The 22,627-nt window shown below is 66.0% G+C and carries 20 protein-coding genes; 13 read left to right on the top strand and 7 right to left on the bottom strand.

Translation table 11 applies throughout. From position 1 onward, the window contains the following. Nucleotides 1-75: 75 nt before the first annotated feature. Together JOF44_RS03690 and JOF44_RS03685 are read left to right on the top strand one after the other, a co-directional pair. Complete coding sequence (locus JOF44_RS03690; RefSeq protein ID WP_209887513.1) at nucleotides 76-1,290, top strand: sensor histidine kinase; 1,215 nt, start codon at nucleotides 76-78, stop codon at nucleotides 1,288-1,290. Next, on the top strand, nucleotides 1,287-1,955 hold the full coding sequence (locus tag JOF44_RS03685) for a response regulator (RefSeq protein WP_015780267.1): 669 nt from the start codon (nucleotides 1,287-1,289) through the stop codon (nucleotides 1,953-1,955). The genes JOF44_RS03690 and JOF44_RS03685 overlap by 4 nt, the downstream gene beginning before the upstream one ends. 148 nt (nucleotides 1,956-2,103) lie before the next feature. Here JOF44_RS03685 and JOF44_RS03680 read toward each other — a convergent pair whose 3' ends face one another. Then, nucleotides 2,104-2,739 carry a transcriptional regulator gene (locus tag JOF44_RS03680; protein ID WP_096197302.1) on the bottom strand — a complete coding sequence of 212 codons (636 nt, stop codon included), beginning with the start codon at nucleotides 2,737-2,739 and terminating at the stop codon, nucleotides 2,104-2,106. Continuing rightward, on the bottom strand, nucleotides 2,736-3,131 hold the full coding sequence (locus JOF44_RS03675) for a DNA-binding protein (protein ID WP_096197318.1): 396 nt from the start codon (nucleotides 3,129-3,131) through the stop codon (nucleotides 2,736-2,738). The genes JOF44_RS03680 and JOF44_RS03675 overlap by 4 nt, the downstream gene beginning before the upstream one ends. A gap of 59 nt (nucleotides 3,132-3,190) precedes the next feature. Between JOF44_RS03675 and JOF44_RS03670 the strand changes: the two genes are divergently transcribed. The 5 genes from JOF44_RS03670 (at nucleotide 3,191) to secA2 (ending at nucleotide 9,433) form a co-directional block, all read left to right on the top strand. Next, nucleotides 3,191-4,351, top strand: coding sequence for a PEP/pyruvate-binding domain-containing protein (locus JOF44_RS03670; protein ID WP_096197303.1), 1,161 nt, complete (start codon nucleotides 3,191-3,193; stop codon nucleotides 4,349-4,351). A 43-nt stretch (nucleotides 4,352-4,394) separates the two neighbouring features. After that, nucleotides 4,395-5,018, top strand: a complete 624-nt coding sequence (locus JOF44_RS03665; RefSeq protein WP_257007829.1) for a histidine phosphatase family protein — start codon at nucleotides 4,395-4,397, stop codon at nucleotides 5,016-5,018. A 28-nt stretch (nucleotides 5,019-5,046) separates the two neighbouring features. Next, nucleotides 5,047-6,021, top strand: coding sequence for an ATP-binding cassette domain-containing protein (locus tag JOF44_RS03660; RefSeq protein WP_209887509.1), 975 nt, complete (start codon nucleotides 5,047-5,049; stop codon nucleotides 6,019-6,021). Beyond that, nucleotides 6,018-6,821 (top strand): ABC transporter permease, encoded by an 804-nt coding sequence (locus JOF44_RS03655; protein ID WP_209887506.1) that lies wholly within the window; start codon nucleotides 6,018-6,020, stop codon nucleotides 6,819-6,821. The genes JOF44_RS03660 and JOF44_RS03655 overlap by 4 nt, the downstream gene beginning before the upstream one ends. 272 nt (nucleotides 6,822-7,093) lie before the next feature. Next, nucleotides 7,094-9,433: an accessory Sec system translocase SecA2 gene (gene secA2, locus JOF44_RS03650; RefSeq protein WP_209887503.1), complete on the top strand. Its 2,340-nt coding sequence runs from the start codon at nucleotides 7,094-7,096 to the stop codon at nucleotides 9,431-9,433. A gap of 216 nt (nucleotides 9,434-9,649) precedes the next feature. Here the strand turns inward: secA2 and JOF44_RS03645 are convergent. Next, a protein-coding gene (locus tag JOF44_RS03645) for an IS3 family transposase (protein WP_209886298.1) occupies nucleotides 9,650-10,938 on the bottom strand; the annotation gives its coding sequence in 2 pieces (ribosomal slippage) (nucleotides 9,650-10,665 and nucleotides 10,665-10,938; 1,290 coding nt in all). Between the two features lie 231 nt (nucleotides 10,939-11,169). Between JOF44_RS03645 and JOF44_RS03640 the strand changes: the two genes are divergently transcribed. From JOF44_RS03640 to JOF44_RS03615, 6 genes are all read left to right on the top strand, one after another. Further along, complete coding sequence (locus JOF44_RS03640) at nucleotides 11,170-12,417, top strand: sensor histidine kinase (protein ID WP_137803093.1); 1,248 nt, start codon at nucleotides 11,170-11,172, stop codon at nucleotides 12,415-12,417. Further along, a complete protein-coding gene (locus JOF44_RS03635; RefSeq protein WP_137803094.1) occupies nucleotides 12,414-13,070 on the top strand; it encodes a response regulator in 657 nt (218 codons plus the stop codon). Before JOF44_RS03640 ends, JOF44_RS03635 begins: the two co-directional genes overlap by 4 nt. Before the next feature lie 107 nt (nucleotides 13,071-13,177). Continuing rightward, nucleotides 13,178-14,083, top strand: coding sequence for an ABC transporter ATP-binding protein (locus tag JOF44_RS03630; RefSeq protein ID WP_137803095.1), 906 nt, complete (start codon nucleotides 13,178-13,180; stop codon nucleotides 14,081-14,083). After that, nucleotides 14,080-14,835, top strand: a complete 756-nt coding sequence (locus JOF44_RS03625; RefSeq protein ID WP_137803096.1) for an ABC transporter permease — start codon at nucleotides 14,080-14,082, stop codon at nucleotides 14,833-14,835. The genes JOF44_RS03630 and JOF44_RS03625 overlap by 4 nt, the downstream gene beginning before the upstream one ends. Then, complete coding sequence (locus JOF44_RS03620) at nucleotides 14,832-15,608, top strand: ABC transporter permease (protein ID WP_245348838.1); 777 nt, start codon at nucleotides 14,832-14,834, stop codon at nucleotides 15,606-15,608. Before JOF44_RS03625 ends, JOF44_RS03620 begins: the two co-directional genes overlap by 4 nt. Nucleotides 15,609-15,780: 172 nt before the next feature. Next, nucleotides 15,781-16,671, top strand: a complete 891-nt coding sequence (locus JOF44_RS03615; protein ID WP_209895659.1) for a helix-turn-helix transcriptional regulator — start codon at nucleotides 15,781-15,783, stop codon at nucleotides 16,669-16,671. Between the two features lie 156 nt (nucleotides 16,672-16,827). Here the strand turns inward: JOF44_RS03615 and JOF44_RS03610 are convergent, their stop codons facing one another. The 4 genes from JOF44_RS03610 to JOF44_RS03595 all read right to left on the bottom strand — a co-directional run bounded on the left by JOF44_RS03610 (nucleotide 16,828) and on the right by JOF44_RS03595 (nucleotide 22,584). Then, entirely contained in the window at nucleotides 16,828-18,153 is a 1,326-nt protein-coding gene (locus JOF44_RS03610; protein WP_209887500.1) for an ISL3 family transposase, read from the bottom strand. Nucleotides 18,154-18,737: 584 nt separating this feature from the next. Continuing rightward, nucleotides 18,738-21,008 carry an ATP-binding cassette domain-containing protein gene (locus JOF44_RS03605; RefSeq protein ID WP_209887497.1) on the bottom strand — a complete coding sequence of 757 codons (2,271 nt, stop codon included), beginning with the start codon at nucleotides 21,006-21,008 and terminating at the stop codon, nucleotides 18,738-18,740. Next, nucleotides 21,005-21,817, bottom strand: coding sequence for an ABC transporter permease (locus JOF44_RS03600; protein ID WP_209887495.1), 813 nt, complete (start codon nucleotides 21,815-21,817; stop codon nucleotides 21,005-21,007). Before JOF44_RS03600 ends, JOF44_RS03605 begins: the two co-directional genes overlap by 4 nt. Then, nucleotides 21,814-22,584: an ABC transporter ATP-binding protein gene (locus tag JOF44_RS03595; protein ID WP_245348837.1), complete on the bottom strand. Its 771-nt coding sequence runs from the start codon at nucleotides 22,582-22,584 to the stop codon at nucleotides 21,814-21,816. The genes JOF44_RS03600 and JOF44_RS03595 overlap by 4 nt, the downstream gene beginning before the upstream one ends. Between the last annotated feature and the right edge of the window lie 43 nt (nucleotides 22,585-22,627).

Below are 22,627 nucleotides of genomic sequence, written 5' to 3'. Positions count from 1 at the left end.
GTGCTGCGGCACGAAGTCGGTCTTCATACCGCGGTATGAAGACCGACAACGGCCCGCGCCATACGATGGTTGGGTATGGAACCGTTCACCGCCCCCGCGACCCGTGAACGGCTCCGTACTGTCTGGCAGGAGCGCCCCTGGATCGCGGACATCGTCCTAGCGGCGCTCGTCGGGGTGCTCGGCGCGATCAGCCGGCCGACGCTGTCGTTCGCCACGCCTGAGCAGGTCGCCTACAGCTTCGTCGTGTTCGGCTGCTCGATCGCTCTGATCTTCCGCCGCCTGCGCCCGCGGCTCGCCCTCGCTGTCGTCGGGGTTCTGCTCTTCGTGCATCTCGTAGTGGTGCAGGAGCTGACGGTGTTCGCCGGTGCGGTGTGTCTGATCGGCGCGTACACCACGCAGACGCGACTGCTCCCGCCGTGGCGGTGGGGATACGCCGCTGTCATCTACGTGGGTGCCGGCGTGGCGGTACTCACCGTGCCGACTCCCGCTCCGGGTACCGACTGGAAGGTCAGGCTGGTGATCTCCGCTGCCGCAGCGGCTCTGATCACGGTCGCCGTCCTGGCTGGCATCGTCCGGCGGAACCGGAAAGCACGCTACGAGGACGCGCTCGAACGTGCCGCTGCCCTCGAAGCCCGGCAAGCGGTGGAGCGGCGGCTCGCTGCTGTCGAGGAGCGCACCCGCATCGCTCGCGAGATGCACGACGTGCTCGGCCACTCGCTGAACACCATCGCGATCCAGGCCGAAGGCGTCCGCTACGTCGTCCGTACCGACCCACAGCGCACCGATCAAGTCCTTGCCGACATCGGGCGCTTGAGCCGCACCGCTGTAGATGACGTGCGCGATCTCATCAGCGTGCTCGCCACCGACGACGAGGGTAAGGCTCCCGTGCGACCGACGCCCACTCTTCGCGATGTTCGCGAGCTCATCAGCGACTTGCAGTACACGAGAGCGGCGATCCGGCTGCATGTCGAAGGCGACCTCACCTCTATCCCCGATCAGGTCGGACTGGCCGGGTACCGGATCGTCCAGGAGAGCCTGACGAACGCTTTGAAGTATGCCGACGGTGCAGCAGTGAGTGTCCGTATCCTCGTACACGATGATTCGGTCGAGCTGACCGTGCTGAACGCCGCATCCGGTGAACGGCGCACCAGACCGCGCGGCGTCTCGCACCACGGGATCATCGGAATGCAGGAGCGTGCACGCGCCCTCGGGGGCACGCTCACCGCCGGCCCCGATCCGAACACCGGCGGATGGGTCGTGGCCGCGAGCCTGCCGTGGAGGCAGTCATGATCACCATCGGGCTCGCCGACGACGAACCCTTGTTCACCGCGGGGCTCGCCATGATCCTCGACGCGCAGTCCGACATGCGCGTGGTCTGGCAGGCCATCGACGGGGCCGACGCCATCCGCCGGCACGATCACGTCGCGCCGAGCATCCTGCTCCTCGACATCCAAATGCCCACGCTCGACGGGCTCGCCGCCACCCAGCGACTCATCACGGCCGGGACGGCCAGCAAGATCATCATCTTGACTACCTTCGACACCGACGAATACGTGCTCACCGCGATCGAGTCCGGGGCATCAGGCTTCCTGGTCAAGAACACCGCCCCCGATGACGTCGTCGCCGCGATCCGGACCGTCCACGACGGCGACGCCGTCATCTCACCCGGCCCCACCCGCCGACTCTTCACGACGTTCCGGAAGCGCCCGGGAGGCTCCGCCGCGGACGCCTCACCTACCGACATCCGCCTCGCGGACGAACTCACACCCCGAGAATGCGACATCCTCGCCCTCGTCGCGCGGGGCCGGACCAATCAAGAGATCTGCGACGAACTATGGCTCACCATGCCCACCATCAAGACCCACATCGGCAACCTCCGCGCCAAGACCCAATCCCGCGACCGCGTACAGCTTGCCCTCTTCGCGCTGCGCGTCGGCATCGCCGAACTCACGTAGGGGCCAGAGGCGAGCGGATACGTGGAGCTGGGCACCGCGTACTGTCGTGAAAGTAGCTGCGTCTCGATCGGCTTGAACTTGCGGATCCACGCTATGTCTCGGACGCCGGCAGCGACCTCGCCCGCTTGGTGACTGCTTGCATAGATATCTATGCTTCGTTCCTACGGTCGATGCCGAGTGTTGCGACGAGGTCTTCGTGGAGTTGGAACCAGACTCGGTGGCAGGAGTCCACTTCGGTCCGGTCGATCCAATCGAGCTCCCCGCGCCTGGCCTTGTGCAGGGCAGTCTCGTACCGTTCCGCGTAGCCGCAGAATCTCGCGAGAACGGCAGCGAGGCGCTCGCCCAAGGGTGCAAGTTTCCTGCCGAGTGCCGTGAGTTCATCGAGAACGCGTCCATCCCATGCGCGGTCGGCATGGTCGTTCGGGGCCAGCTGGTCTGCTCCGATGGGCTTGATCTGCCAGTCGGTGACGGCTCGGAGTAGGCGGGCGTTGAGCGGAAGGAACTCGCGGTAGACAGCCGCCACCACGCCAGCGGGGTCGGCGTCCGCGCGTTCTGTTGCGAGTTGGCGCTCGTTCTCCGTCTTGCCCGAGTCGGTGAGTGACCAGCCTTCGAGGTCGGCGAACGCGGCGTGCTGCACCCACCCCTCACGCTCCGCCTCACTCAACACGCGCAGCGCCTCGACGTGGCTCGTTCCCGCACGCTCGGCGACGGCGTCACTGTCGGCGAATCCCATGAGGCGCACGGCGTGCAGCACGAGCAGTTCCGGCGTGGACGGATGCGTCATGCTCGCCTGTCCTGCCTGGCGCTGAGCCGGTTCACGTACTGCTGGCAGGCCTGCGGGGATCGGAACCCCATCGCCTGGGCGATCTGCGCCCAAGTGAGCCCCTCGTTGCGAGCGGCGAAGAGTAGGCCGATCTCCACGCTCTCGACCTCGGCGCGTGCTGCCGGGAGCAGCGAGAGTGCGCTCAAAAGCTCGTCTGGGGTCAGCTCGGATGAGCGCCAGAGCGCGTACTGCGTCAGATCCACCGCCGAGGGCGGGGCTGCGGCCTGCTGCCACGGGCGCGGTTCCAACTGGTCTGCGCCCTTGTCGAGAAGTCGGCCCTGGGCCTCGCGCTCACGTCGGGTCGACTCGTGGTCGGCACTGCTGAGTTGCTCGACGTCGTGCTTGCGTTCCATGCCGTCCATCCTGCTACGATCAACAGAATGTTGTCAATCTTTCGTTGAAGGATGGTGTGATGCTGACGACGCTCTCAGAAGCGACCCGGGCGAGCTCGGGCGGCAAGGCGGCGGCGCTCGGTGTGCTGCTGCGGGAGGGGCTGCCGGTGCCCGATGGGTTCGTCGTGCCACACGGTGATCAGCCGGCTGGCGCGGAGGCCGTGCGTTTCTTGCGTGATGCCGTCGCCGGTGAGCTGGGGAGGCTGGGCGATCCGGTGGTGGCCGTGCGTTCGTCTGCGATGAACGAGGATACCGGGGATGCTTCGGCAGCTGGCCAGTACGAGAGCGTCATCGGGGTTCGCGGCGCAGACGACGTGTGTCAGGCGATCATGGCTTGTTGGGAGTCGGCCCGCGCTGCACGAGTGGATGGCTACTGGGCTCGGACGGGTGGAGAGTTGCCTCACGCGTCGGGCATGGCGGTGCTCGTGCAGCCAGTGATCGAGGCGGATGTGTCGGGGGTCATGTTCACCCCCCAGCAGCACGGGCAGCCAACCAGGATCGAAGCATCCTGGGGCCTCGGTCTGGCCGTCGTTGGCGGAACGATCACGCCGGACGCCTACGAGGTCGCCGCGGACGGGGCCATCGGCTGCGCGGTGGGAAGTAAACAGACCCGTATCGACCTGGGCCGTGAGCGCGGCGGTGTGGTTACCAGCGCGATCGCTCCCGACCAGCAATCCGCACGCGCCCTGGACGACGCCACTGTCGCGACCTTGGTCGAGCTGGGAGGCCGGATCGCGACGGTGCTCGGCGGGCCGCAAGACATTGAATGGGCCGTCGCAGACGGCACCGTGTGGATCTTGCAAGCACGCCCGATCACGGCAGCGCTTCCCGACACCAGAGCCCCCGGCCCGCCCCACCCAGCTGAGGCGTTGAGGGGGACTCCCGGATCCCACGGAACGGTCACCGCATCGGCACGAATCGTCCGCGGCCCCTCCGACTTCGCCGCCGTCCGCCGCGGAGCCATCGTGATCTGCCCCTACACCGACCCAGCCTGGACACCCCTGTTCGCCGTCGCCGCCGGGGTGGTCACCGAGACCGGCGGCGCGCTCTCGCACGCCGCGATCGTCGCCCGCGAATACGGCATCCCCGCCGTGCTCGGCGTCGCCGGTGTCACTACCCGCATTGACGACGGTGCCCGAATCACGCTCGACGGTACCGCCGGAACCGTCACCGTCCTTTGACCCGAAGCCTTACCCCGAGAGAAAGGAGAGCCGGGGCATCGTCGTGGTGCTCCCCGACATACTTATGGCTACTAGGTATCTCTACATCGCACGCCACGGTGACGCCGACGCGTTCGGCAACCTCACCGACACCGGGGGCGAGCAAGCTCGTCTTCTCGGTCAGCGTTTAGCGCATCTGCCCATCGACGCCGTCTGGCACTCGCCGTTGCCGCGAGCCGCCGACAGCGCGAGGCAGCTCAACATCTTCCTCACCGGCACCGCCGAGGTGAGCGAAGCGGCCGAGCTGATCGACCATGTGCCTTACGTGCCGAAGCCGGAGGAGACCCCGCCGTCATGGGTGCCGTTCTTCGACGGCTACGACACCGACGAAGCCGAAGCAGGGCACCAGATCGCCCAGAGCCTCACCGCGAGGTTCGCCACCGCACCCGAGGGCGATGACGACGTGCACGAAGTGCTCATCACGCACGCCTACCCGATCGCGTGGCTCCTCCGTCACGCCATGGACGCCCCGGCTATCAGGTGGCTTGGGCTCAGCAGCGCCAACGCTGCGCTGACCGTGATCGAGCACCGGCCGAGCGTGCCACCGAGCATCGTCATGTTCAACGACATGAGCCACCTGCGCCCCGATCTGCATTGGACGGGATTCCCCAAGACACTGCGCCCCTGAACACGGCGATGAAGGCAAGGAGATTCAATTGAGTGACTATGTGATCGAAGCCGAGGGGCTGGTGAAGCGGTACGGCAAGCACACTGCTCTGGACGGGGTGGATCTGCGTGCCCGGCCGGGCACCGTGCTCGGCGTCCTCGGCCCGAACGGGGCTGGGAAGACAACGTCGATCCGTATCCTGGCGACTTTGACAGGCCTCGATGCCGGAACCGCCAGAGTCGCCGGCATGGACGTCACCCGCGAAGCGGCCAAGGTGCGACGGATCATTGGCTTGACAGGCCAGTACGCGACGCTGGATGAAGAGCTCACGGGCCTGGGTAACCTGATCCTGATCGGGCGTCTGCTCGATCTGCGCAAACGCGAGGCTTCCCGCAGGGCGGCCGAGCTGTTGGAGCGTTTCGGCTTGACCGATGCCGCGAAGAAGCCGGTGGCTACCTACTCCGGCGGGATGCGCCGACGTCTGGACCTCGCCGCGAGCCTCGTCGGTCGCCCTCGTGTCGTGTTCCTCGATGAGCCCTCGGTCGGTCTTGATCCTGGCAAGCGCGAAGAGCTATGGCGGATCATCCGTGAACTCACCGTCGATGGCGCCAGCGTCCTTCTGACGACGCAGTACCTGGAAGAAGCCGACGCACTGGCTGACGAGATCACCGTCATCGACCACGGCCGCGTGATCGCCCACGGCACTCCACCCGAGCTGAAACAGATCGTCGGGGGCCAAGCCATCGCGACCCGTCCCAAGAACCCCGGCGACGTGGAGAGGGCCGCTGCCATCCTGGCCGCCGTCTCCGGCCACCCGGTCGAGCGCACCGCTCAGCACGAGTTGATCACGCCGGTGGACGGCGATCGGGCGATGTTCGACATCGCCCATCGCTTTGAAGCGGAAGGAATTGAGGTTGCCGAGTTCGCGTTACGGCTCCCCAGCCTTGACGAGGTGTTCTTCACCCTCACCGGAGCACCCACCATCGGCGACACGAACGACGAGGCCGAAAGGAGCCACGCATGAGCGCCGACACCATCACCGCAACCAGCTCCGAGAGACGTCCGGCAGGGCTGCTACGGCACAGCCTGATCCTGGCCCGTCGGAGCCTTGCCAAGTCCGCGAGGAACCCCGGTGCGCTGGTCAACGGAGTGGTCACCCCGGCGATCTTCCTGCTGCTGTTCGTCTATCTCTTCGGCGGCTCGGTTGCGGGTTCCACCGACGAGTATCTTCTCTATCTGTTTCCGGGAATCGTGGTCATGGGCGCAGGACTCTCCGGCATGCTTTCGAGCGGCCTGAGCATCAACATTGACATGAAGAAGGGTGTCTTCGACCGCTTCCGCAGCTTGCCGATCGGACGATCAGCACCCCTGCTCGGGTCGATCATGGCCGACATGGTGCGCTACATCATCGCCATCGCGTTGCTGTTCGGGATCGGCTACCTCATGGGTTTCCGCATCCAAACCGACGCCGGATCATCCCTGGCAGCAGTCGTTCTCGTGTTGGCCTTCGGGTTCTGCTTGAGCTGGGTGACCGTCTTCCTCGGCGTGCTCGTCAAGGACGAGGGCGCAGTCATGGCCTTCGCGTTCATCGTGTTCATCCCGCTGATGCTCGGCTCTAGCCTCGCCGCCCCGATCGACACGCTCCCCGCATGGCTCCAAGCCTGGGCAAACATCAACCCCGTCACGCACGCGATGGACGCTGCTCGTGCATTGCTGGCCGGAGCACCGGCAGGAGACTCGATCGTCCAGACGATCATCTGGTCCGTCGGAACCTTGATCGTCTTCTGCCCGCTAGCAATCGTCTCCTACAGCCGCAAGCGCTGACAGACCTGTCTTGACTCTTACGAACGGATGAACGAACGCATGCTTCGGCTGCAGGTAGGTGTGGGCTGCGACCCGGCCAGGCTGCTACCCCGAACTGAGAACCCCGTAGTCCTGCAAAAGTACGAGCGTCCTGATTGGCCTGATTCTGCGCTGCTCAGCCTACTCGGATGCGGACTTACCGCTTCGAGGAGGCGGCTTGAGCGAGGTCGAGCCGAGTCCGTGCCAGTAGCTGTTCCCTGATCCCGGTCAGGGTGGTCAGGTAGCGTGAGGTGATGGTCGGACCCGAGCCATTGCGTGAACAGGGGGCGTGGTGGCAGCGCCCTCCGAGGTGGGTGAGTCGTTTCCGCCAGGATCCTGGCACGGCGAACCTGCGCACGTATGCGTCGCTGGTCGAGGGCATCGTCTCCCAGCGTGCGTCGCTGCGTTGCTTCACTGACGACGAGCTTCTGAGACGTTCGGCTGGGTCCGTGTCGATCAGTTTGGACGATAATGACGAGCTGGTGAGCTTTCTCGGCGTAGCGAGTGAGGTGGCGCGGCGTCGGCTGGGGTTGGAGCCGTTCGAGGTGCAGCTGCTCGCCGCCGTGAGCATGCTACGCGGCCGGGTAGTCGATATGGCCACGGGCGAGGGCAAGACGCTGGTTGGGTTCCTCGTGTCCGCCGGTCTCGCCGCTTCAGGCCGGCGGGTGCACGTGCTTTCGGCAAACGACTACCTGGCGGGCCGAGACGCCGCTGCCGGGTCACCGTTGTTCTCCGCGTTCGGCCTGACCTGCGCTGCGGTCGTCGACGGAATGGGTGAGCCGGATCGCGCCGAAGCGTACCGGGCTGACGTGGTGTATGCGACGGTGCATCAGATCGGGTTTGACCTGCTGCGCGACCGCCAGCGCCTCCCCGAGGTTCGGCGGCTGGTGCCGGGTCTGGATGCCGCGGTGGTCGATGAGATCGACGCCGTGCTGCTCGATGATGCGATGGTGCCGCTGGTGATCGCCGGCGACGCCGACTCGCAATCAGAAGAAGCATCTTTGGCGCAGGTCATCGCGGAACTGACCGATGATGAGCACTATCAGGTCGAGGGCGACCGGCGCAGTGTCGCGTTCACCGAGGCAGGTATCGCTCGTGTCGAATCGGCGCTCGGGATCGATGACCTGTATACGCAGGAGCATGTCGAACTGTTGACAGCGGCGCATGTCGCACTGCACGCGCACGCTCTGGTCGAACGCGACGTGCATTACCTCGTCACCGATGGACGGGTGCAGCTGGTCAACGATGCCCGTGGCCGGGTCGCGGATCGTCAGCGTTGGCCGGACGGTCTCCACGCCGCCATCGAGCGCAAAGAGGGACTGGAGGTGACCGGGCAAGCTGAGATCCTCGACCAGGTGCTCGTGGAGACAGTCGCCCGCGGCTATCGGACCCTCACCGGGATGAGCGGCACCGCCTTTGAAGCGGCCGAGCGCCTCGCCGAAGACCTCGACATCAAGACCGGGGTCATCCCCACCCACCGCCCCTGCATCCGAGAAGATGCCGCCGACCGGCTGTTCGTCACTGTCGAGCAACGCGATACCGCGGCGGCCGAAGCCGTGCGTGCAGCCCATGATGCGAGGCAGCCGGTGCTCATCGGTACCGGCAGCGTGGCCGATTCTGAGCGCTTCGCCCGATTGCTCGCCGATCTGGGTGTCGAAGCGCGGGTACTCAACGCGAAGAACGACGCTGCCGAGGCGGAAATCATCGCCCGCGCCGGCGAGCACGGTGCGGTCACCGTGTCCACACAGATGGCCGGCCGAGGCGTCGACATCCAACTCGGTCCAGGAGCTGCCGAGACCGGCGGCCTGCTCGTCATCGGGCTCGGACGATACGACTCCGCGCGCCTCGACCGGCAGCTGCGGGGCAGGTCGGGCAGGCAAGGCGACCCCGGCAGGTCCGTGTTCTACACCAGCCTTGAAGACGACGTGGTGACCGAACAGCTGCGCATCAGCGACCAGCCCCGCTCCATCGCCCCAGACGGGCTCATCGGCGACCGGAAGTTTGCGCGTGTCTACGAGCACTCGCAGCGCGTCGCCGAGGGCAAACTGCTGCAACTGCACCGCACCACCCGCAGCTACCACACCATGACCGACCAGCATCGACAGGCGATCCTGGATACCCGCGAACGCCTCCTCACCGAACCCGACGCGCTCGATGATTACCTCCGGCAGGTTTTCACGGATACTCCCGACAGGGCGGGCGCATGGGCGGCGCAACGTCGCCGCCTCGCCATGGAAGTCGTGCTCTACCAGCTCGACCGCGCCTGGACCGATCACCTGAACCACCTCGCCGCCGTCCGCGAGGGCATCCACCTGCGAGTTCTGGGTAGGCAGAACCCGCTGGACGAGTTCAATCGAATCGCCGGCGGCTCGTTCCGTAGCCTCGGCAGCGACACTCTCGCAGCAGTCCGGCGGGTTCTCGACAACGCACCCGACGACGCCACCACCCTGGGGGATCTCGGCCTGCGCCGCCCGTCATCGACCTGGACGTACATGGTCACCGACAACCCATTCGGCTCCGAAGCAGACCGCGTCGTCGCCTACCTCGGAAACTTCATCAAGGGCGGCAGACCACCATCGATCACGTACACCTGACCGCCAGTCTCAACCACGTCGGCTGCTCCGCCAGCGAAGCTTGGCGCGCTCACCGAGGCAATCGATGACGACCGCTCGCTCTCGACACCGTTGACGCGGAATTACACCGAGGAGGCAACACCCTGGGGGAGTAAAGGTAGCTCCGTCTCGATGGCTCGTAGCCTACTCGCGCTGGCTCTGATACGGCAGCGATGAATCGGCCCAGGTTCTCTGCCGCTACTTTGCGGGTTCGGGCTCTCGGTCGAGGGCCTCGTAGTGGAGCGTCTCGAACTCTACCGGGGTGAGCATCCCGAGGGAGCCGTGGAGACGCCGGTTGTTGTACCAGTCGACCCAGCCGGCGGTCGCGAACTCGACGTCCGAGAGCGTCCGGAAGGGGCCGGCGTGGAAGACCGTGGTGCGGATGCACTCGGTCTTGTACAGGCCGTTCACGCCCTCCATGAGGGCGTTGTCATACGCGTCGCCGACGGTCCCGATCGACGGGGCAATGCCCTCGAGGTCGAGGTGCTCGGTGTACCGGACCGAGGTGTACTGGGACCCGGCATCGCTGTGCGCTACCAAAGATCCTGGTGGGACCGGGTTTCCGTCGCGGTCGCGCTGCCACAGTGCGATCCGCAGCGGAGTCATCACCAGGTCGGTGCGCATGCTGGAGCTGGCGTGCCAGCCCACGATCCGCTGGGCGAACACGTCCACGACGAACGCGACATAGACGAACCCCGCCCACGTCCGGACATACGTGAAATCGGTGACCCAGACCCGGTCCGGAGCCGGAGCCGTGAAGTCACGACTCAGCAGGTCACCGGCACGTTTCCCATCCGGATTAGGGATGGTGGTGCGCAGCTTCTTCACCCGCCGCACGCCCTCGAGGCCAAGGGTCCGCATGGCCCGGTCGACCGCGCCGCGGGAGGTGCCGGCGAGGCCTTCTTGGCGGCGGAGCAAGGCAACCCACTTCCGTCGCCCGTACAAGCCCTCCGGCGTCATCTGCACCTGCCCGGTGACCGGGTTGAACTTCCATGCAAGCTCGCGGACCTTGTCCTCGACCAGAGCGTCTGTGACGGTGCGAGCAGCGATGCGGGCCGGCCGTTTCCAGGCCCGGTAGGTGCGTGCAGCGATCTCCAGGCCCTGCTGGCGCAGGACGCGGAGGATCGACTCGACTGCATAGCCCTCGGCGCGCATCTCGTCGATGAAGGCGAGGATCAGCGGTTGCGGGGGTCGAGCTCCCCCGCGAAGAAAATTGAGGCCCGGCGGAGGATCTCGTTGTCCTCCCGCAATCGCTTGACCTCGGCCTTCAGTCGTTTGACCTCGGCGGATTCTTCGGTCGTGGTGCCGGGACGGGACCCGTCGTCGACCTCGGCCTGGGCCAGCCAGCGCCGCACGGACTCCCGCGAGACGCCCTCTTGGCGGGCGACCGCGGCCGTCGCCGCGGTCAGGGTGGGGTACTCCTGGGCGTGCTCGCGCACGAGCCGCACGCACCTCGCGCGCAGCTGGGGATCGATCTTCTTCGGCATGCTGTCCATCCTCTCGGACTCAAACAGCAGCGGCATCAAACCTGGGCCGATTCAGCGATGCCGGTTAGCGGCATGTAAGAGCGTCCGGTCGAAGGCACTGGCGGTGGTGGTGATCCACGAGGTCGGCGAACAGCGGGAGCCGCGTTGCAACTCATCCGCCAGAGCGTGGTGTTACGTAGCGGGGGCTGACGTTCGTCAGCCTGCCAGACGGCAGCGATAGCATTGGGGGGCATGACGGGTTCGAAGCATGGCGCGGTCGCGGACGAAGAAGGCGTCCACGCTTCGCGTGTGCTCCTCAGCGAACCCCCGGTACCGTGGTGGCAGCGCCATGCACTCCTGATAGACGCCGTCACCGTAGGCGTGGTGTTCGCCTACAACCTCATGGTCATCGGTGCTTTTACGGGTGCAGGCAGGGGCTGGGTCGCGAATGCCGCCCTCGTGGTGATTTCAGTCGTGCTGTGTGGGGCGTACGTGGTGCGGCGACAGTATCCGTTTCGTGCGTTCGCGGTGATGATTGTCGTGGCCTTCGCGCAGCTGCTGCTGAACGTGGGCGTCATGGTCGTGGACCTGTTGTTCGTCTTCATGGTGTTTTTTCTGGCCAGCAGGTTCCGGTGGACCAAGAGCGCACCTGCCGCCGTCGTGGTGATGGTCTGGCTCGCAATAGCTTTGAGCCAGATGTTCGACGATGGCCTCCGGGTGGGGTACGGCGCCATGACACAGTTCTTGGTGGGTGTGGTAGTCCTGTGGCTGGCCGGCACCATCGTTCGGGTGCGTCGCGACTACACCGAGAGCCTGCGGGAGCGCGCACGTGAGCTGGAACAGCAACGGGACACGCAGGCTCAGATCGCGGCGGCGGAGGAGCGGACCCGGATCGCGCGGGAGATCCACGATGTCGTCTCCCATAGTCTCAGCGTGGTGGTGTTCATGACTGACGGTGCTTTGTCGAGGGTCCGCACTGAACCGGCTCGCGCCGAGGAGGCCTTGGTCACGGCCCGTGATACGGGGCGACAGGCGATGACCGAGATGCGGCGCATGGTCGGAGTGCTGCGCACCTCGGAGGCGGCGCTCCTGGGACCGCAGCCCGGCGTTGGCCGGCTTCAGGTCCTTGTCGACGAGTCCCGCGCAGCGGGGCTTCCCGCAGAGCTGAGCGTGTCGGATGAACCCGTGCCGTTGTCCGAGGGCCTCGACCTGTGCGTGTATCGGGTCGTGCAGGAAGGCCTCACGAACGCCCGCAAGCACGGCGGACCGACGCTGTCTCGGGTCGACGTCCACCTCGAATACACAAACGCTGAATTAGCGGTCACCATCGCCGATGACGGGGCCGGACCGAGCATGTGGCTCCCGGATGGAGCGGGGCACGGACTTGTCGGGATGCGCGAGCGCGTCGCCCTGTACGGAGGAGACGTTCGCACGGGCGTGAGGAAAGGCGGCGGATTCGACCTGACGGTGACGCTGCCACTGAGCGGAGGAGCGGAGTGACGATCCGGCTCGTGCTGGCCGATGACCAGGAGATGGTACGGGCGGGGCTCCGGCTCGTGCTGGAATCCCGTCCGGGGATCGAGGTCGTCGGTGAGGCCGATGACGGAGACACTGCGGTCGATCTGGTGCAACAGATCGATGCCGATGTCGTGCTGATGGATGTGCGGATGCCGCGGATGAACGGCGTTGAGGCGACCCGCAGGATCTGCGCGGCGGGCGGGCCGCGGGTGCTGATCCTGACTACGTTCGATCTTGATGAGTACGCTTACGACGCGCTCCAGGCTGGCGCGTCGGGGTTCTTGCTCAAGGAGACCCCGACGGACGGTATTGCAGAGGCGATCGGACATGTCCATCACGGCGATGCCGTCGTGGCTCCGAGCACCACGCGGCGACTGTTGGACCACTTCACCGTCTCGAAGCCGGCGCGCTCCGCGCGGTCCTTCGCGATGAACGCCCGTCTGGACGAGTTGACATCGCGGGAGCACGAGATCCTGCGACTGTTGGCCCAGGGCTTGTCGAACGGTGAGATCGCCGAATCCCTGGTGATCGCGGAGAACACGGTGAAGACCCATGTCTCCCGCATTCTGATGAAGCTTGACCTGCGGGACCGGGTGCAGGCCGTCGTCTTCGCCTACCAGCACGATCTCGTCTGAACCTACGAACCTGGAGGCAGGGGTTCCGCGGGTAGTCCGTGAGGACTACCCGAAAGATCACTCACGCCAGTGACGACCCGGGCGGTGATGCTCGGAACGATGGATGTATGGCCACCATCGTCGCAACCGAGAACCTGTCCAAACGCTATGGCAAGCGCACCGTTGTCGAGGACCTGAACCTCTACATTCCCGAGGGGGAGATCTACGGGTTCCTCGGCCCGAACGGGTCGGGCAAGTCCACGACCATGAAGATGTTGCTCTCCCTCGTCCAGCCTTCCAGTGGCGGCGTCGAGATCATGGGCAAGCCCATGGATCGCAGCACGAGACGGGAGCATCTGGGTCGGATCGGGTCCCTCATCGAGTCGCCTCCCGGGTACGGACATCTCACCGGCCGGGAGAACATGCGCATCATCCAGCGCCTGCTCGGTCTGAACGATCAGCAGATCGAGTTCGCGATCGCGACGGTGCGGATGCAGGGCCAGATGGACAAGAAGGTCCGCAACTACTCCCTCGGGATGAAGCAGCGCCTCGGTATCGCGATGGCTCTGGCCCGAGAGCCGAAGCTGTTGATTCTGGATGAACCGACCAACGGCCTGGACCCGGCTGGTATCGAGGAGATGCGCGAGCTGCTGCGCACGCTTGCCGACGGCGGTGTCACTGTCATGGTGTCCTCCCACCTGCTCGGCGAGATCGACAAATCCGCCACCATGCTCGGCATCCTCAGCCAGGGACGGATGATCTTCCAGGGCACCCGCGACGAACTCTTCTCCGCCGCCACCCCCGACGTCCTCATTCGCTGCGACGACCCCAGCCGCGCCAGTGAATTACTGGCGAACAGCGCGGACTGCCGCGTCGACCAAGGAGAAGTGCGTGTCACCGAACTCAGCGAACGCGCCACCGCCGGGATCATCGCCGCACTCGTCAGCGAACGCATCGCCATCTACGAGGTTCGCCGCGATGAGCAGACCCTGGAGCAGGTGTTCATGGGACTCACCGAAGGAGGCGGACTGTGAACGCCCGCGCCATCGCGAATGAGTTCGCGAAGATGCGTCACCTCCGTGTGGGACTCTTCGTCGCGTTGCTGGCGATCAGCGTCGCGCTGATGTCGATGTACAACGCGTTCGGGTCCGGTGCCTTCGAACGCCTCGATGATCCCAACGACTACGCATGGAAGACACTGTTCGGTGGCCTGGGCATGGGAGCGGCGCTGATCGCGCCGATCCTGGTGGCCGTCATCGCCAGCCGACAGGTCGAGATCGAGCACACCGGCAACGGATGGCTCTCCTCAGCCACGTCCGGCCTCACCCCTGGGCAGATGTGCCGGGCGAAATTCGTCTCGCTCGGCGTGCTCGTGGCCGCAGCCACTGCCGTGTGGGGCGTGGTGATCGTGGGCTTCGGCACCCTGATCGGGATATCGACACCCGCCCCGCTCGGACGCTGGGCCACTTACATCGGCGCGCTCATCATCATCAACCTTGCCGTGCTCGCGTTCCACATCCTGCTGTCGGCGACGGTCGAGAACCAGCTCGTGTGCATCGGCGTCGGCCTGGTCGGAATGTTCCTAGCGATCTTCGGCGAGTTGTTCCCCTCCTGGCTGGCCCATCTTGTCCCTTGGGGCTACTACCCGCTGACGGTGCAGTCCGATTACGTCGGCGAAACACCCGTGTATTTCGACCTGCCCTACCTCAGCGTCATCGGGCTAGCGGTCGTGGGCGGGGCTCTCTTCCTGTTCGTTACCGGACGCTTCGACCGCCAGGAGGCATGACTATGGGTTCGATTATGTCGGAGTTTCTCAAACTCAAGCGGTCCATGAGTTGGAGTGTCGTCGTGCTCCTGCCGATCATCATGGTCGTCGCCGGCTCCGGCAGCACTATCGCCGTCGAAGGTGAGTTCGCCGACGGCTGGCACACGCTGTGGGTCCGGTCGATCGGGTTCTACGGCATGGCGATCCTGCCCGTCGGCATTGCGATCCTCGCCTCGCTCGTGTGGCGCGTGGAGCACAAGAACAGCAACTGGAACGCGCTGATGAGCCGCCCCGTGCCCACTTGGCAGATCGTGGTCGGCAAGATCGCAGCGATCTCGATCCTCGCCGCCGTGATGCAGATCGTGCTCGTGGCCGCCGTGATCGGGCTCGGCAAGTTCGTCTTCGGCCTTCCCGGGATGCTTCCGACGGACTACCTCATCACCAGCCTGCTGATAATCGCCGCTCAAGTCCCAGTCGTTGCCTTCCAATCGGCATTGTCTACCTTCGCGCGAAGCTTCGCGGCGCCGGTCGCCATCGCGCTCGTGCTCACCGGGGCCAGCACGATGGCGCTGCTCTTGAAGATTCCTGGTGTCGCCGTGACTCCCTACGCACTGCTCACTCGGACCACACAGACCGGAAGCGCAACGATGCTCACGGGGCAAGGTACGAGCTTCGACGTCTCAGCCCTGACCCCCGACGTCGTCGGCCTCACCATCGGGTTGTCGGCAGTGCTGGCCGTGGTCGTCATCGCCGGCACCTCGATCATCCTCAACCACACCGACACACGCACCTAGCGAGAGCATGGGACACAGCGCCGTGACGGAAGTTGACGATGCTCCCCGCCAGCAGGCTGCGGCAGGTGACCCGACGGCAAGGCGTTAGCGGGACACGGCAGTGGACGTTCGACGGGTTCCGGTCGCGTCTGGGGCGTCGGCTGGCGACGTGCCCGAACAAGGCTTCTCGCCGGTGGTGACGCGGACGGAGAGTGTGCATCGGCGGCGTGATCCGATCGCCTATGACTGCGTGAAGCTGATCTTCGTGCGGGCGGGGGCGGCCTGGTTGTTCAGCGAGTTCGGGGAACGCCCGGTCGGGGTTGGTGATGCGGTGCTGCTGGCCGCGAACACCCTGTGCGGGGCCCAACCGGAAGAGTGGGTCACGACCACGACCCTGTACCTGGATCGGGACTATGTGGTCGACCAGGTGTTCTGGCAGCACGCCGCCATCCTGAGCGACCGGCTGGAGGCCAAAGATTTCCTCGCCGCCCGCTACGCCGAACCCGCCCAGATACTGCGGCTGGGTGAGCACCGCGCCGGCCGCCTGATGCCGTGGCTGGATGAACTCGGCCAACTCAGCCTGGACGGCCCGGCGCCGGAGCGGTTCTACCGGATGCAGTCCCTGCTGTTCGGCGTGCTGGACGTGGTCTCCCCGTTCGTGCAGACCACGACGGTGCGTCAGTCCCCGACCCAGCACAAGGCCACCTGGCCCGCCGCGCCCGCCTTCCAAAGGTTGGCGCCGCTGCGGGCTGAGGCCCGTGCCGCGGCCGGCCTGCTGCGGGACCGGCCGGCTCGACGGTGGACCTTGCCCGAACTGGCCGCGGCGGTCTACCTCTCTCCGTCTCAGCTCGGACGGGTCTTCGTGGAGGCCTACGGCAAGACTCCGATGACGTACCTGACGACCGTGCGAGCCGAGAGCCTGGCGCGTCTGTTGCGCGAGACCGACCTGCCGATCGAGCAGGCCATGGGCGAGGTCGGCTGGTACAGCCGCGGCCACGCCGCCCGGCTCTTCCGCCAGGCCGTCGGCATCACTCCCGCCCACTACCGCCAACACAGCCGGCACAGCCGCCGAATCCCTGCGTAATCGGAGCCGTTGGTGCCGATGCATACCTGATCTGCATGAAAGTCTCCATGCGGGTAATGAGCGCGGGCAACGGGTATAAGTACCTGCTGCGCTCGGTCGCCGCCAGTGACGGTGACCGGTCACTGTCCACGCCGCTGACCCGCTATTACGGGCCCTTCAGAGTTGAGTGTGGGGTGAGGCGTCGAGGCCTCCGGTGATGAGGAGCATTCGGAGGCGGTAGTGCTCGACGTTGCGGAACCCGCGGGCGATGCGGCGGCCCAGCTCGATGATCCCGTTGATGGCCTCGGTACCGCCGTTGCTCGCCCCGTCGGTATCGAAGTAGGCCAAGAACGCGTTCTTCCAGCGTCGCAGTGTCTTACCGAGCCTGGCGCTCTCCGGGATCGGGCAGGACGGCAGCTTCTCGATGAGCTGCTCGGCGAGGCGGCGACCCTGGGCAGGAGTGGGCTGGTGGAACACGTCTCGGACGTCCTGGGCGCACTGATAGGCGACCTCGACCGCAACATGATCGGGATGGGCCGCGAATGCGCTGGCCAGACGAGTCTTCTGGCGCGGCGTGAGGCGTTCCCGTCCAGCGCGGAGAACATGACGGATCCCGTAGAGAGGGTCGCCCTTGCGGCCTCGGTGGCCGAGGGTCTCCTGCTGGATCCGGCGGCGGACGTCATCGACTGCAGCCCCGGCGAGCTTGACGATGTGGAACGCATCCAGCACGCAGGTGGCGTCCTCGAGCTGGTCATCGATCGCGTTCTTGTATCCCTGGAACGGGTCCAGCGTTGCGATCTCGACCCGCTTGCGGAACTCATCGCCGCGCTCGTCGAGCCAGTCTCGGTAGGCCTTGCCGGATCGGCCGGGGACGAGGTCAAGGAGCCTGGCAGTGGGGTGGGGCCCGCGAGTCAGATCGACCATCCCGGTGAGCTCCTTCGGTCCGCGCCGGCGCGGGTCCCGGTGGTGCCAGACATGTTCGTCCACGCCCAGGACCTGCACGTCCTCGAAGCGGGAAGGGTCGTTCGCGGCCTCGATCAGGACTGGCCGAACCTGGGACCAGAGCGTGTTCCACGTCGTGCCGAGCTGGCGGGCCAGGCCCTGGATCGTCGCCCCCTCGCGCCGGAGCTGGCCGATCGCCCAGCGGATCGCGCGCGTGCTCAGCAGGCCCCGTGGAGCGCAGACCTGCGGATTCTGCTCGACGAAGGTCGTCACCGCACAGACGCCCTCGAGACAGATCCAGCGACGCTTGCACCACCGAATCCGCACCGGCCGACCCGCCCACGGAGCATCGATCATCTCGACCACCACCCGGCCGTGACCAGTGGCGATGACACCGCAGCCAGGGCATCCGGCCACTGGATCGCAGGACTCCACCTCGAGCACCAGCCCGGCCCGGGCCTTCGAGACTGTCACCAGATGAAGGCCCGGGAAGTCCAGGAGAAAGTCGCATCGGTCGCAGCGATCGAGCGCGTCAGGGCATGCGCAACTATGGTTGGGCATCGTCGAGGTCCTTGAGATCAGCGGGGGTAGAAGTCCGCTCATCATCGAGGACCTCGACGTCTATCCCCAGCTACCCCGCATCACCGGCGCGCCCACACTCAACTCTGAAGAGCCCTATTACGCCGAGCAAGGTACACCAAGTTCACGGTATCTGCCTGCAGTTTTCGGACGCCTCGATGGCGAGAATTGCTTGGAGTGGGAGGACGCCGTTGCCGAGAGCACTGTTCATCTGGTTCGAGGTAAGACCGTGCGTTGGGTTCGTGACCCAACCGGGCTCGAGCCCCATCAACCATTCGATGAACGCGGGTGCCGGCCGTGGCCCGGTCTCATCGTTCAGGAGGGCCGGGGAGGGTGCTTCTCGTCCGGTGATGTGCTCCCATCGGGCGATTGGCTACGGGGGTCTCATCCGACACCGCTTGTCGCCCAGAGCCAGCACCACCCGGCTATGGCTTGGGAGGGTGTCGGCCAGAGTTGACACCGCTTGATCTCGAGCTGTGGACCGGCTCCAGATCGTCTGTCTTGGACGTCGGTGAATCGGTGGTGAGGACAGGCCGGAGCCAGGCAGTGCGGCTGGCCTTACCGTGTCAGTTTTTCGCGCGAGCTCGTAGGTGTTCGGCCGTGTGTGTCCCGCCGTCCGTGATCATCTGGTCTGGTGTGCCTTCGTAGACGACTTGTCCGCCGTCGTGTCCGGCTTCGGGGCCGATGTCGATGATCCAGTCGGCGGCGGCGATGATGTCGAGGTTGTGCTCAATCACGATGAGCGTCGATCCGGCGTCGATGAGCCGGTCAAGCAGCCCGAGGAGCCGAGAGATATCGGCGATGTGCAGTCCTGTGGTCGGCTCGTCCAGGATGATCGTGCGGCCCGAGGTTCCGAGTTCGGTAGCGAGTTTGAGTCGCTGACGTTCGCCGCCGGAGAGGCTGGTGAGGGTCTGTCCGAGGGTGAGGTAGTCGAGTCCGACGTCGTGGAGCCGGGACAGGATGCGCCCGATCGCGGGCTGGGTGAAGTAGCCGAGTGCGTCGGTAACGCTCATCTCGAACACGTCGGCGATGCTCTTGCCATCGACCTGATGCTCTTGGGCCTCGGGGGTGAACCGTCGTCCTTCGCAAACTTCGCATCGGGTGATCACGCCTTCCATGAAGGCGAGGTCGGTGTAGATGATGCCGTTGCCCTCACAGGCCGGGCATCCTCCGGTGGAGTTGGGGGTGAACAGCCCGGCTGGTGCTCCGGTGGTCTTGGCGAACACGTCACGGATGAGGTTGAGCAGGCCGGTGTAAGTGGCTGGGTTGGAGCGGCGCGATCCTCGGATGGGGCGTTGGTCGATGACGATCGCGTCGGGTTCGACGGCGGGGAGGTTGCCGAGGATGAGGCTGGACTTGCCCGATCCGGCGACTCCGGTCACAGCGGTCATCACGCCGCGCGGGATGCGGGTGGTGACGTGCTGGAGGTTGTTGGTGGTGGCGTCGTCGATGCTGATCCAGCCGTCGGGCTCACGCCGTGTCCGGGTCGCGCGCCGGTGCTCGCGGAGCCCGTGCCCGGTGGGGGTGCCGGCCTGGGTGAGGCCGTCGTAGTCGCCTTGGTAGGTGATCTGGCCGCCGGCGGTTCCAGCGCCGGGTCCGAGGTCGATGATGTGGTCGGCGATCGCCATGATGTCGGGGTCGTGCTCGATGACGAGCACGGTGTTGCCGCGGTCGCGCAGGGCAAGGAGCATCTGTCCGAGCGCGGTGACGTCGCGGGGGTGCAGGCCCACCGTGGGTTCGTCGAACACGTAGAGCATGTCGGCCAGGGCACTGCCGAGGTGGCGGACCATCTTGATCCGTTGGGCTTCGCCCCCGGAGAGGGTGGAGGTGGTGCGGTCGAGGCTGAGGTAGCCGAGGCCGAGGGTCATCATCCGTTCCAGGTGGACGCGCAGGTTCGCGACCAGCGGTGCCACGGCGTCGCCGTCGATCTTCGCGACGTGCTCGGCGAGGTCGCTGATCTGCATCGCGTTGAGGTCGGCGATGGACTTGCCGTTGATGAGACTGGCTCGGGCGGGCGCGGCGAGTCGGGAGCCGTGGCATTCGGGGCAAGGTCCGCGGGAGACGATCCGCTCGAACGCCTCGCGCTGGGCGCCTTTGAAGGAGTCGGGCTCGCGTCGCAGGTAGATGCGGTTGAACCGGGTGACGAGGCCTTCGTAGGCGGTGCCGACTGCATCCATCCCTGCCGGCGGGGTGTGTTCCCCGGCCGGTGCATAGAGGAACAGCTCGCGTTGTTCTGGGGTGTAGTCGCGGATCTTCATGTCGGGGTCGAAGAACCCGGACTTGGCGTAGGCCTTCCACAGCCAGGTGCCCGGGTTGAACTTGGGGAAAGTAATCGCGCCCTCGTTGAGGGAGCGGTCGTCGTCAACGAGTTCGGATTCCACGACCGAGGCCGCGACGCCGAGCCCCTGACAGTTCGGGCACATGCCGGCGGGGTCGTTGAAGCTGTAGGCGTTGGAATAGCCGGCGGCCGGCTCACCGATGCGGGAGAACAGCAGCCGTAGACGTGCGCCGATGTCGCTGATGGTCCCGACCGTGGAGCGAGGTCCGCCGGAGAGGCGCTGCTGATCCACCACAATAACGGCCGAGAGGTTCTCCAGCAGGTCGACGTCGGGGTGGGCGTAGCTGGGGAGCCTGCCTTGGGCGAAAGCCGAGAATGTCTCGTTGAGCTGGCGCGCTGATTCGGCCGCGATCGTGTCGAACACCAGCGAGGACTTGCCTGATCCGGATACGCCGGTGACGACCACGAGCTGATGCTTGGGGACGTCGACGTCGATGTCTTGGAGTGAGTTCTGACGGGCTCCGCGTACGCGGATCACGTCGTGGGTCGTGGTCGTCATGACAGTCTCCGGTAGGCACGAATGGCGAGGGGGATGAACGCCGCGGTCAGCGCGAGCGGCCAGCCGATGGCGAAGAGCACGGCGTGGTCGGCGACGAAGGTAACCCCGGTGAGGTCGGTGCCCGAGAACAGTTCACGCGCCGCGGATGCGGTCGCCGACAGGGGGTTCCATTCGGCGACGACTCCGAGCCAGGCCGGCATCGTGCGCGGATCGACGAACACAGTCGAGAGGAACGCCACCGGCCAGATCGCAAGCTGGGCGGTCGTGGCCGCCTCTGGTGTGCCTGCCTTCAACCCGATCCAGACGCCGGCCCACAGCAGTCCGAACCTCAGCCACAGCAGCAGGACGTAGGCGAGCACAACATCGGCGACGCCCCCTTCGGGACGCCAGCCGAGCAGCAGTCCTGCGGCGGTGACGACCGCGAGTTCCACGGCGGCAGTGAGCATGTCAGCGAAGACCCGTCCCAGCAGCACCGAACCGCGGGAGATGGGCAGGGTGCGAAACCGGTCGGTGACGGTCTTGGCGGCGTCTCCGGTGACAGCGGTGATTGTCGTCTCGATTCCCGAGAGCACGGTGAAGGCGAGGATGCCCGGCACGACGAACACGATGTAGTCCCCGGTGGTGCCGGCGATCGCCCCACCGAGCAGACCGCCCATGAGCAGCATGACCAAGACGGGGAAGAGCAGTTGGATGCTGAACGTGATCGGTCGCGCCCGCCAGTGCCGCATCGCGCGGCCGGTCAGGATGACGGCCTCGCGCAGAATGCGGCCCGTAGCCGGACCGTGGTGCTCGATCGTCGTGGCGCTCATGCTGCGTCGCCTCCTTGATGCAGATGCAGGTAGACGTCTTCGAGGGTGGGTTCGCGCAGTTCCATCCGCGGCTCTCCCACGATTGCTTTCAAGTCCGATGGGGTGCCGGTGGCGACTACGGAACCCTCGCGCAGGATCACGACGTCATCGGCCAGTTCGTCGGCCTCCTCCAGGTACTGCGTGGTCAACAGGACCGTCGTACCCTCGTCCACCAACGAGCGCACCGCGTTCCAGATCGTGCGACGGGCGATCGGATCGAGGCCGGTCGTCGGCTCGTCGATGAGGAGCACGGCGGGACGGGTGATCATCGAGGTCACGAGGTCCAGGCGACGTCGCATGCCACCGGAGAACCCGGATACCTTCTGCCCGCCGTGCTCGCTCAGCCCCGCCTGCTCCAGGAGCGTGACTGCCCGCGACCGGGCCGCGGTACGTGAGAGCCCGATCAGCCGGGCGAACAGTTCCAGGTTCTCTCTGGCCGAGAGCACCTCGTCCAGGGCGGCGTACTGCCCCACGACGCCGATCGATGCCCGTACTTGTGCAGGATCGCGGTCCACGTCCCAGCCATTTACGCTCACAGTCCCGGAGTCCTTGCCCGTCAGCGTCGTCAGAATCCGCACCAAGGTCGTCTTGCCGGCACCGTTGGCTCCCAGCAGTGCGCACACCCGGCCGGAGTCGACTCGCAGATCGACCCCGGCCAACGCGGGCTTGTCCCGCCTCGGGAAGGTCTTGTGCACCGCCTCGACCCGGATCGAACCGGGTGGGCTCATCTCGACATCCATGCTGTTCCTCTCATCGCGTTCTACAGTGTAT

This window comes from Brachybacterium fresconis, from assembly GCF_017876515.1.
GTDB classification, from domain to species: Bacteria; Actinomycetota; Actinomycetes; order Actinomycetales; family Dermabacteraceae; genus Brachybacterium; species Brachybacterium fresconis.
Note: the sequence above shows the minus strand (reverse complement) of the source record. Positions and strands in the feature narration are given on the sequence as shown.

Excerpts from the sequence above, each read along its gene's own strand:
- JOF44_RS03690 (WP_209887513.1), top strand. The coding sequence starts at position 76 with ATGGAACCGTTCACCGCCCCCGCGACCCGTGAACGGCTCCGTACTGTC.
- JOF44_RS03685 (WP_015780267.1), top strand. The coding sequence starts at position 1,287 with ATGATCACCATCGGGCTCGCCGACGACGAACCCTTGTTCACCGCGGGG.
- JOF44_RS03680 (WP_096197302.1), bottom strand. The coding sequence starts at position 2,739 with ATGACGCATCCGTCCACGCCGGAACTGCTCGTGCTGCACGCCGTGCGC.
- JOF44_RS03675 (WP_096197318.1), bottom strand. The coding sequence starts at position 3,131 with ATGGAACGCAAGCACGACGTCGAGCAACTCAGCAGTGCCGACCACGAG.
- JOF44_RS03670 (WP_096197303.1), top strand. The coding sequence starts at position 3,191 with ATGCTGACGACGCTCTCAGAAGCGACCCGGGCGAGCTCGGGCGGCAAG.
- JOF44_RS03655 (WP_209887506.1), top strand. The coding sequence starts at position 6,018 with ATGAGCGCCGACACCATCACCGCAACCAGCTCCGAGAGACGTCCGGCA.
- secA2 (WP_209887503.1), top strand. The coding sequence starts at position 7,094 with ATGGTCGGACCCGAGCCATTGCGTGAACAGGGGGCGTGGTGGCAGCGC.
- JOF44_RS03640 (WP_137803093.1), top strand. The coding sequence starts at position 11,170 with ATGACGGGTTCGAAGCATGGCGCGGTCGCGGACGAAGAAGGCGTCCAC.
- JOF44_RS03630 (WP_137803095.1), top strand. The coding sequence starts at position 13,178 with ATGGCCACCATCGTCGCAACCGAGAACCTGTCCAAACGCTATGGCAAG.
- JOF44_RS03620 (WP_245348838.1), top strand. The coding sequence starts at position 14,832 with ATGACTATGGGTTCGATTATGTCGGAGTTTCTCAAACTCAAGCGGTCC.
- JOF44_RS03610 (WP_209887500.1), bottom strand. The coding sequence starts at position 18,153 with ATGCCCAACCATAGTTGCGCATGCCCTGACGCGCTCGATCGCTGCGAC.
- JOF44_RS03605 (WP_209887497.1), bottom strand. The coding sequence starts at position 21,008 with ATGACGACCACGACCCACGACGTGATCCGCGTACGCGGAGCCCGTCAG.
- JOF44_RS03600 (WP_209887495.1), bottom strand. The coding sequence starts at position 21,817 with ATGAGCGCCACGACGATCGAGCACCACGGTCCGGCTACGGGCCGCATT.
- JOF44_RS03595 (WP_245348837.1), bottom strand. The coding sequence starts at position 22,584 with ATGAGCCCACCCGGTTCGATCCGGGTCGAGGCGGTGCACAAGACCTTC.